The organism is Streptococcus sp. 339 (genome assembly GCF_013277285.1).
In the GTDB taxonomy this organism is placed as follows: domain Bacteria; phylum Bacillota; class Bacilli; order Lactobacillales; family Streptococcaceae; genus Streptococcus; species Streptococcus pseudopneumoniae.
Genome location: NZ_VMMR01000085.1, coordinates 1 through 10455, shown reverse-complemented (window position 1 = coordinate 10455; position 10455 = coordinate 1). Strand labels below are relative to the sequence as shown.

General features: G+C 39.7%; 4 protein-coding genes and 2 pseudogenes. 3 read left to right on the top strand and 3 right to left on the bottom strand.

Features of this window, described 5'->3' with window-relative positions; genetic code table 11:
• Positions 1-186 precede the first annotated feature (186 nt).
• Positions 187-504 (bottom strand): annotated as a pseudogene (locus HT736_RS09555) (arginine repressor); the annotation flags it as partial.
• 29 nt (positions 505-533) lie between these two features.
• On the bottom strand, positions 534-2807 hold the full coding sequence (locus HT736_RS09550) for a Xaa-Pro dipeptidyl-peptidase (protein ID WP_172930984.1): 2274 nt from the start codon (positions 2805-2807) through the stop codon (positions 534-536).
• A 346-nt stretch (positions 2808-3153) separates the two neighbouring features.
• Here HT736_RS09550 and HT736_RS09545 point away from each other — a divergent pair, with 346 nt between their 5' ends.
• From HT736_RS09545 to pyk, 3 genes are all read left to right on the top strand, one after another.
• Positions 3154-6255, top strand: a complete 3102-nt coding sequence (locus tag HT736_RS09545; protein WP_050975947.1) for a DNA polymerase III subunit alpha — start codon at positions 3154-3156, stop codon at positions 6253-6255.
• A gap of 82 nt (positions 6256-6337) precedes the next feature.
• Positions 6338-7345, top strand: coding sequence for a 6-phosphofructokinase (pfkA, locus tag HT736_RS09540; RefSeq protein WP_000820864.1), 1008 nt, complete (start codon positions 6338-6340; stop codon positions 7343-7345).
• Positions 7346-7403: 58 nt separating this feature from the next.
• The gene (gene pyk, locus HT736_RS09535; protein WP_001042822.1) at positions 7404-8909 is read left to right on the top strand and encodes a pyruvate kinase; all 1506 of its coding nucleotides are present in this window, start codon (positions 7404-7406) and stop codon (positions 8907-8909) included.
• A 90-nt stretch (positions 8910-8999) separates the two neighbouring features.
• Here the strand turns inward: pyk and HT736_RS09530 are convergent.
• Positions 9000-10266: pseudogene (locus tag HT736_RS09530) on the bottom strand (transposase).
• Between the last annotated feature and the right edge of the window lie 189 nt (positions 10267-10455).

Below are 10455 nucleotides of genomic sequence, written 5' to 3'. Positions count from 1 at the left end.
GTAACCATACCTACGGCAAGGCGATGTTAATGCGGATTGAAGAGATTTTTGAAGAGTATAAATCTTCCTAGGATAAAGCAAAACGCATAATATCAAGGGTTTTAAACACTTGATATTATGCGTTTTCTGATGTTAAAGACTTTCTACCAGGTTTTTTGAAGCATAATTGTTAGTTGTAGTCATTTATTATTCTTCAAAGAAAAATGGTGGGGCGAATTTTTTCAGTTCTTCAAAGCACTTTTGAGCAGCATCTGCATCTTCACAGATGATAAGACAGACATCATCACCACAAAGGGTAGCGATAGCGTCAGGGAAGCTCAAAGCATCAATGATAGAACCAAAGGATTGAGCCAGTCCAGGAAGGGTTTTTAGTAGGACTTGGTGTTGAACTGGGCGCATCAAGACAAGGGCGTCTTCCATGTAGAGTTCGAGACGTTTTTCCCATTTTGAGATGGAACCATTGTTAAGAACATAATAAGCGCTATCTTCTTCGCGGACTTTTGTCTGATTTATTCATAATAATGTAACTCCTTTTAGCAAGGTATGGTAAGCGTGGACTGAGCGAGGTCGACAGTCAAGTAGTAGTCGGTATTGTCACGGATGGTGATTTCAAAGTCAGTCGTATAGAGGACTAAACGAAGAGTATCTCCTTCTTTTAGATTGTAAATAGTTGGTTGCAGTTCAAATTGCACATCCATCCATTCATCTGCAGTAATATCCTCTACTAACAGTAAATCATTTCTATTTTGTAAATTAAGGTAACCTTTTGTCACGACTCGTTGTGCATCTGGTCTAAATGGCAGTTCACAGAGATTTTCCAGCATATGATAGCGACCGTTGTCAATGGTTCTAGCACTTAAAACAGCTGGATAAGGCTGTAAGTATTTCTTTTGACCAAGTTCCAGTAATTGAGCAGATAAAAGCCCCTTGTTTGTGCTGGATTTGATATGAAGATTGAGCTGAGCGCGACCGTTTAAATGAATGTCCTTGGTCACAGGAAGGTCAATAGTAATCTGATTAGCTTTCCCTTGATAGAGTTCTGTATTGAAGGTTTGGTAGGTCTTACCATAGCGCTCAAAATCCTTATCTGAGTACTGGTTTTGAATAACTTGCTCTTCTTGACCAAGTGAGAAGGTTTCAAAGTTCTCTTGCTCTCCAAAGGTATCAAGTGATAACCAAGTCTGAGGAGCGGTATTGTCCTGCCAGATAATGGTCGGAAGCTGAAAATCTGTTTCCTGTCCTAGTAATTTCTTGGTCAATAAGGCATTTATGGACTCACGGAAGTCAATGGACTGCCAGTTGTTCATATACACATGGGCGCCATTATGGAAAAAGAAATGCTTATTTATATTAGTGGGAAGAGCATGGAACATCTGGTAAACATGAAGTGGTTTGACATTCCAATCCTGAGAACCATGGGTAAAGACAACCTCTGCCTTTACTTTATGGGCATTGAGCAGATAGTTGCGGTCATGCCAAAACTGGTTATAGTCGCCAGTCTTGCGATCCAGTTGCTCTTTCACTTTTTCTAAGTCAGCTTGGTGAGCTTCATTGCCACGGATATAGTCGCCAGCCAAGAGATTACGAGAGTAGGTTAGTTCAGCAAGGGAGTCAAAGTCCTCACCTGGATAGCCACCTGGGCTAGTCACCAGACCGTTTTCTCGGTAGTAGTTGTACCATGAAGAAATTCCAGCCTCAGCAATGATTACTTCTAAACCATCAACACCTGTAGTGGCAAGGCCGTTTGACATGGTACCTAGATAGGAAAGTCCAGTTGTAGCTACTTTTCCGTTTGACCAGTCAGCTTTGACTTGACGCTGGCGCGTATAATCGGTAAAGGCACGGCAACGGCCATTAAGCCAATCAATGACATTTTTATAAGCCTCGATTTGCTGGTAGTCGCCATTAGTCATGAAACCAGTAGAGTCTCTGGTACCAACACCTGAAACATAGAGATTGGCAAAACCTCGTGGAAGGAAGTAGTCGTTGAGTGTATAGCTAGAGTTGATGTGAGTTAGCTTTTCCTCAGCTTCAGCCACAAGCTCAGCTTGGCCTTGAGATTGGACGAGATTGAGTTGAGGTTCCTCTAGTTCAATCTTATGAGCAGGCTTAACCTCGAGATTGCCCTCCATCTTGTAGAGAGCCTTGTCACTAGCCTTGTCATTGGTTCCCTGATGATAAGGGCTGGCTGTCATGATGGCAGGGATTTGGCCCTCATAACGAGGACGAATAATGTTAACCTTGACTAAGTCTGGTAGACCTTTTTGGTCGGTATCGACACGAGACTCCACGTAAACGACTTCACGAATGATATCATGGCTAGAAAAAGTAGCCAAACTCTTGCCGTTAAAGTAGTGGTAGTCATTATCCTCTGGAATAAGACCGTCACTGACAAGTTGGTCGATAAGAGTATTTCCTTTTTTGGTGCGAGTATTGAGTAACTGATAGAGATTTTCAAGCAAGTCACCGTATACAATAGGAAATCCAGTTTCTTTACGAAAAACGTCACTGTCTTCGAAGTCAACCAAATAAGAAAAGCCTAAAAGTTGAAAAGCAACAGTATAAAAAATATCCGCTGTCAAGTCTTTATCAGATTTGAAAAAAGTTAATATGTTAGTTTCTTTGTCTATAGCCAAGCAGGAGAGTGGATAGTCGGTGTTCTCATAAGTGAAAAAGAAGCGACGTAAAAAAGTTTCCAGTAATTCCTTGGGATTGGCTGTGTTTTGTAAATCAAAGCCACATTTTTTTAGTTCAGATAAGATATTTTCTTTTGGAAAAGTGATATAACTATATTGATTAAAACGCATAGAACCTCCATATAGAATGATAGTTAAGGTTATTATATCAAAAAAAAAGCAGAAAGGGAATTGTTAACTGCAAAAGGAAATAATCCAATAAAAATGAATAAAGTGCTAAATTCAATATAGAGAACAGTGTAATAATAGACGTAATAGGTATAATATAAAAATTCTAGGAGATTTATATGATATGTTTTCTATTTTTATATATAATATAGTATAAATATAAAAAACGATGACAAAAATACAAATGAATAGAAAGTAAATTAGTAAGCTGATGAAATTTTTCTCAAGAGAAGCCTTTTATAGGTGAAAATGGTATAATATAGTGAGAAGGATAGAGGAGAAGTGTAAATTGATCGCACAACTAGATACAAAAACAGTCTATAGTTTTATGGAAAGCGTCATTTCGATTGAAAAGTATGTGAGAGCAGCTAAAGAATTCGGCTACACTCATCTGGCTATAATGGATATTGACAATCTTTATGGTGCTTTTGACTTTCTAGAGGTTACAAAAAAATATGGCATTCATCCTTTATTAGGGCTTGAAATGACTGTGTTTGTGGATGCTCAGGAAGTGAATCTGCGCTTTTTAGCTTTATCTAGTGTGGGCTATCAGCAGTTGATGAAGCTTTCGACAGCCAAGATGCAGGGGGAGAAAAATTGGTCGGTTTTATCTCAGTACTTAAATGATATTGCGGTAATTGTGCCTTATTTTGATGGACTGGAGTCGTTAGAACTAGGCTGTGATTACTATATAGGGGTTTATCCGGAAACACCAGCAAGCGAATTTTATCATCCAATCTTGCCCCTCTATCGGGTCAATGCTTTTGAAAGCAGGGATAGAGAAGTTCTTCAAGTTTTAACAGCGATTAAAGAAAACCTACCGCTTAGAGAAGTTCCCTTGCGCTCACGACAAGATGTCCTTATATCAGCAAGTTCTTTAGAGAAATTATTCCTAGAACGATTTCCGCAAGCCTTAGACAATTTAGAAAAGCTGATTTCAGGCATTTCTTACGACTTGGATACGAGTCTGAAACTGCCTCGTTTTAACCCAGCTAGACCAGCAGTAGAAGAGTTGAGAGAACGCGCTGAGCTTGGGCTTGCTCAGAAGGGATTGACTAGTAAAGAATATCAAGACCGTCTAGACCAAGAATTGGCTGTTATTCATGATATGGGATTTGATGATTATTTCTTGGTTGTTTGGGATTTGTTGCGTTTTGGACGACTGAATGGCTACTATATGGGAATGGGAAGGGGTTCTGCAGTTGGTAGCTTGGTTTCTTATGCCTTAGATATTACAGGGATTGACCCAGTAGAGAAAAATCTGATTTTTGAACGCTTTCTCAATCGTGAACGCTATACCATGCCTGATATTGATATTGATATCCCAGATATTTATCGTCCAGATTTTATCAGATATGTTGGTAATAAATATGGCAGTAAACATGCGGCACAAATCGTTACTTTTTCTACCTTTGGTGCCAAGCAAGCTCTGCGTGATGTCTTGAAACGCTTTGGTGTTCCAGAGTATGAATTATCCGCAATTACCAAGAAAATCAGTTTCCGTGATAATCTCAAGTCAGCCTATGAGGGCAATCTCCAGTTTCGTCAGCAAATTAATAGTAAGTTAGAATACCAAAAAGCCTTTGAAATTGCCTGCAAGATTGAGGGGTATCCAAGACAAACCTCTGTCCATGCAGCTGGTGTTGTGATTAGCGACCAAGATTTGACCAATTACATTCCTCTAAAGCATGGTGATGAAATTCCACTGACTCAGTATGATGCTCATGGAGTTGAGGCTAGCGGTCTTTTGAAGATGGATTTTCTGGGACTGCGAAATTTGACCTTTGTTCAGAAAATGCAAGAGTTGCTTGCTGAAACAGAAGGGATTAAGATAGCTATCAACGAGATTGATTTGGAAGATAAAGAAACGTTAGCTTTATTTGCTTCTGGCAATACAAAAGGTATCTTTCAATTTGAACAACCTGGTGCCATTCGTCTGCTTAAGCGTGTGCAACCAGTCTGTTTTGAAGATGTCGTAGCGACTACTTCTCTAAATAGACCAGGTGCTAGTGATTATATCAATAATTTTGTGGCAAGAAAACATGGGCAGGAAGAAGTGACTGTTCTGGATCCAGTACTGGAGGATATTTTGGCTCCAACCTATGGTATCATGCTCTATCAGGAGCAGGTTATGCAGGTAGCTCAGCGGTTTGCTGGATTTAGTCTTGGGAAGGCCGATATTTTGCGTCGAGCTATGGGGAAAAAGGATGCTTCTGCCATGCATGAGATGAGAGCTTCCTTTATTCAAGGCTCCTTAGAAGCTGGTCATACTGTGGAAAAAGCAGAGCAGGTCTTTGATGTCATGGAGAAGTTTGCAGGTTATGGTTTTAACAGGTCACATGCCTATGCTTACTCAGCTTTGGCCTTCCAGTTGGCTTATTTCAAAACGCATTATCCAGCCATTTTTTATCAGGTCATGTTGAATTCTGCCAACAGTGATTACTTAATAGATGCACTTGAAGCAGGCTTTGAAGTGGCTCCTCTGTCCATCAACACCATTCCCTATCACGATAAAATTGCCAACAAGTCCATCTATCTAGGATTGAAATCGATTAAGGGAGTCAGTAATGATTTAGCTCTCTGGATTATTGAAAATAGACCCTATTCTAACATTGAAGATTTTATAGCTAAATTACCTGAGAATTATCTGAAACTACCTCTGCTAGAACCTTTGGTAAAAGTTGGTCTTTTTGATTTATTTGAAAAAAATCGTCAAAAAGTATTTAATAACTTAGCCAATCTATTTGAATTTGTGAAAGAGTTGGGAAGTTTATTTGGAGATACTATTTATAGTTGGCAGGAATCGGAGGATTGGACGGAACAAGAAAAATTCTATATGGAACAAGAGCTTTTAGGGATAGGTGTCAGCAAACATCCACTACAAACTATCGCAAGTAAAGCTATTTACCCAATTACCCCAATCGGAAATTTGTCAGAAAATAGCTATGCTATTATTTTGGTTGAAGTTCAGAAAATAAAAGTGATTCGTACCAAAAAGGGTGAAAATATGGCCTTCTTACAGGTAGATGATAGTAAGAAAAAATTGGACGTCACTCTCTTTTCAGACTTATATCGTCAGGTTGGACAGGAAATAAAAGAGGGAGCCTTCTACTATATAAAAGGAAAAATACAATCACGTGATGGCCGTCTGCAAATGATTGCACAAGAAATAAGAGAAGCAGTTGCTGAACGCTTTTGGATACAGGTGAAAAATCATGAATCGGATCAAGAAATTTCACGTATTTTAGAACAATTTAAAGGCTCAATCCCAGTCATCATCCGGTATGAGGAGGAACAGAAAACCATCGTTTCTCCCCATTATTTTGTAGTTAAATCTGATGAATTAGAGGAGAAATTGAATGAAATCGTTATGAAAACGATTTATCGCTAAAAATACGGAAAATAGAAGAATTTTAAAATCAAATGTGGTATAATCAAGAAGACTGTTAAAAGAAAAAGGAGCATAAACCAATATGAAACGTATTGCTGTTTTGACTAGTGGTGGAGACGCCCCTGGTATGAACGCTGCTATCCGTGCAGTTGTTCGTCAAGCAATTTCAGAAGGAATGGAAGTGTTTGGTATCTATGACGGATATGCTGGTATGGTTGCCGGTGAAATTCATCCCCTAGATGCAGCTTCAGTAGGAGACATCATTTCTCGTGGTGGTACTTTCCTTCACTCAGCTCGTTACCCAGAGTTCGCTCAACTTGAAGGGCAACTAAAAGGGATTGAGCAATTGAAAAAACACGGCATTGAAGGTGTAGTTGTTATCGGTGGAGACGGTTCTTACCACGGCGCTATGCGTTTGACTGAGCATGGTTTCCCTGCTATCGGTCTTCCAGGTACAATCGATAACGATATCGTTGGTACTGACTTTACAATCGGTTTTGACACAGCGGTTACAACTGCTATGGATGCTATTGATAAGATTCGTGATACATCATCAAGTCACCGTCGTACTTTTGTTATTGAAGTTATGGGACGTAACGCTGGTGATATCGCTCTTTGGGCTGGTATTGCAACTGGTGCAGATGAAATCATCATTCCTGAGGAAGGATTCAAGATTGAAGACATCGTAGAAAGCATTAAATGTGGTTATGAGTGTGGTAAAAAACACAATATCATCGTCTTAGCTGAAGGTGTGATGTCAGCAGCTGAATTTGGTCAAAAACTTAAAGAAGCTGGAGATACAAGCGACCTTCGTGTGACAGAACTTGGACATATTCAACGTGGTGGTTCTCCAACTGCGCGTGACCGTGTATTGGCGTCACGTATGGGTGCCCATGCTGTTAAACTTCTTAAAGAAGGTATTGGTGGTGTTGCGGTTGGTATCCGTAACGAGAAAATGGTTGAAAACCCAATTCTTGGAACGGCAGAAGAAGGAGCATTGTTTAGCCTTACTGCAGAAGGTAAGATTGTAGTTAACAACCCACACAAAGCCGATATTGAGCTATCTAGCTTGAATAAGAGCTTGTCATAATTTACAATTTAGTTAATAAGACCAAAAAGGTCATATCTATAAAGGAGTCACAAAAATCATGAACAAACGTGTAAAAATCGTTGCAACTTTGGGTCCTGCGGTAGAAATCCGTGGTGGTAAAAAATTCGGTGAGGACGGATACTGGGGTGAAAAACTTGATGTTGAAGCTTCAGCTAAAAACATTGCTCAATTGATTGAAGCTGGTGCTAACACATTCCGTTTCAACTTCTCACACGGTGACCACCAAGAACAAGGTGAGCGTATGGCAACTGTTAAACTTGCTGAAAAACTTGCAGGTAAAAAAGTTGGTTTCCTTCTTGATACAAAAGGACCAGAAATCCGTACAGAATTGTTCGAAGGTGAAGCTAAAGAGTATTCATACAAAACTGGTGAGAAAATCCGTGTTGCAACTAAACAAGGAATCAAATCAACTCGTGAAGTGATTGCATTGAACGTTGCTGGTGCTCTGGATATCTATGATGATGTTGAAGTTGGTCGTCAAGTGTTGGTTGACGACGGTAAACTTGGTCTTCGTGTGGTTGCTAAAGATGACGCAACTCGTGAATTTGAAGTGGAAGTTGAAAACGATGGTATCATCGCTAAACAAAAAGGTGTGAATATTCCTAACACTAAAATTCCTTTCCCAGCCCTTGCTGAACGTGATAACGACGATATCCGCTTTGGTCTTGAACAAGGTATCAACTTTATTGCGATTTCATTCGTACGTACTGCAAAAGACGTGAACGAAGTTCGTGCAATCTGTGAAGAAACTGGAAACGGGCATGTTCAATTGTTCGCTAAAATCGAAAATCAACAAGGTATCGATAACTTGGATGAAATCATCGAAGCAGCTGATGGTATCATGATCGCTCGTGGTGATATGGGTATCGAAGTACCATTCGAAATGGTTCCAGTTTACCAAAAAATGATTATCAAGAAAGTCAATGCTGCAGGTAAAGTTGTTATTACTGCAACAAACATGCTTGAAACAATGACTGAAAAACCACGTGCAACTCGTTCAGAAGTATCAGACGTATTCAACGCTGTTATCGACGGTACTGACGCTACAATGCTTTCAGGTGAGTCTGCAAACGGTAAATATCCACTTGAGTCAGTAACTACAATGGCTACAATCGACAAGAACGCTCAAACTCTTCTTAATGAATACGGACGTCTTGATTCAGATTCATTCGAACGTAACTCTAAGACAGAAGTAATGGCTTCAGCTGTTAAAGATGCGACTAACTCAATGGACATTAAATTGGTTGTAACTCTTACTAAGACAGGTCACACTGCACGTTTGATCTCTAAATACCGTCCAAATGCTGACATCTTGGCATTGACATTTGATGAATTGACAGAACGTGGATTGATGTTGAACTGGGGTGTTATCCCAATGTTGACAGATGCTCCATCTTCAACTGACGATATGTTCGAAATCGCTGAACGTAAAGCGGTAGAAGCAGGTCTCGTTGAGTCAGGTGATGATATCGTTATCGTTGCTGGTGTACCAGTAGGAGAAGCTGTTCGTACAAATACAATGCGTATCCGCACAGTACGTTAAGAAAAATATAAAAACCTATCATATCCAGCTTTAGAGCTTGTGTGATAGGCTTTTTTGGGCTCTTTGTCAACTGTAGTGGGTTGAAGTCAGCTAAGCTCGAGAAAGGACAAATTTTGTCCTTTCTTTTTTGATATTCAGAACGATAAAAATCCGTTTTTTGAAGTTTTCAAAGTTTCGAAAACCAAAGGCATTGCGCTTGATAAGTTTGATGAGATTATTGGTCGCTTCCAGTTTGGCGTTAGAATAGTGTAGTTGAAGGGCGTTGACAATCTTTTCTTTATCCTTGAGGAAGGTTTTAAAAACAGTCTGAAAAAGAGGATGAACCTGCTTTAGATTGTCCTCAATGAGTCCGAAAAATTTGTCAGGCTCTTTATTCTGGAAGTGAAAAAGTAAGAGCCGATAGAGATTATAGTGGTGTTTCAAGTCTTCTGAATAGCTCAAAAGCTTGTCAAGAATCTCTCTATTGGTCAAGTGAATACGAAAAGTAGGGCGATAAAAACGTTTATCACTCAATTTACGGCTATCCTGGTGAATGAGTTTCTAGTAGCGCTTGATAGCCTTGTATTCATGGGATTTTCGATGAAACTGATTCATGATTTGGACACGCACACGACTCATAGCACGGCTAAGATGTTGTACAATATGAAAGCGATCTAGAACGATTTTAGCATTCGGGAGTGAAACAGTCTGGGAGACTGTTTCAGCCTGAGCCTAGAAATTTGAAAGCGAATCTGTTTAGCCAAGGCATAATAAGGGCTAAACATATCCATAGTAATAATTTTGACGCGACATCGGACAGCTCTATCATACTTAAGAAAGTGATTACGAATGATAGCTTGTGTTCTTCCCTCAAGAACAGTGATGATATTGAGATTGTTAAAATCTTGCGTAATGAAGCTCATCTCCATCTCCCGATTGAAACAGTCACTCCCCGGACTGTTTCAACGTCCCAAGACATAATCTCAGGCAGATTTCTAACATTACACTCAAAGTGGAAGTCATTGAGCTTTCGAATGACAGTTGAAGTTGAAATGGCCAGCTGATGGGCAATATCGGTCATAGAAGTCTTTTCAATCAACTTTTGCGCAATTTTTTGATTGATAATACGAGGGATTTGGTCATTTTTCTTGACGATAGAAGTTTCAGCGACCATCATTTTAGAACAATGATAGCACTTGAAACGACGCTTTCTAAGGAGAATTCTAGTAGGCATACCAGTCGTTTCAAGATAAGGAATTTTAGAAGGTTTTTGAAAGTCATATTTCTTCATTTGACTTCCGCACTCAGGACAAGATGGAGCTTCATAGTCCAGTTTGGCGATGAGTTCCTTGTATGTATCCTTATTAATGATATCCATAGGGGATTTACCCACTACAAATATTATAGAGCCCAAAAAGGTGGCTATGTCACCTTTTTGTGTCAGTGTAGGTATTTGTGACGCGGTGGTGGGGCATCAATGGAGCTTCTTGAAGGTAATACTCTTCGAAAATCTCTTCAAACCACGTCAGCGTCGCCTTACCGTAGGTATGGTTACTGACTTCGTCAG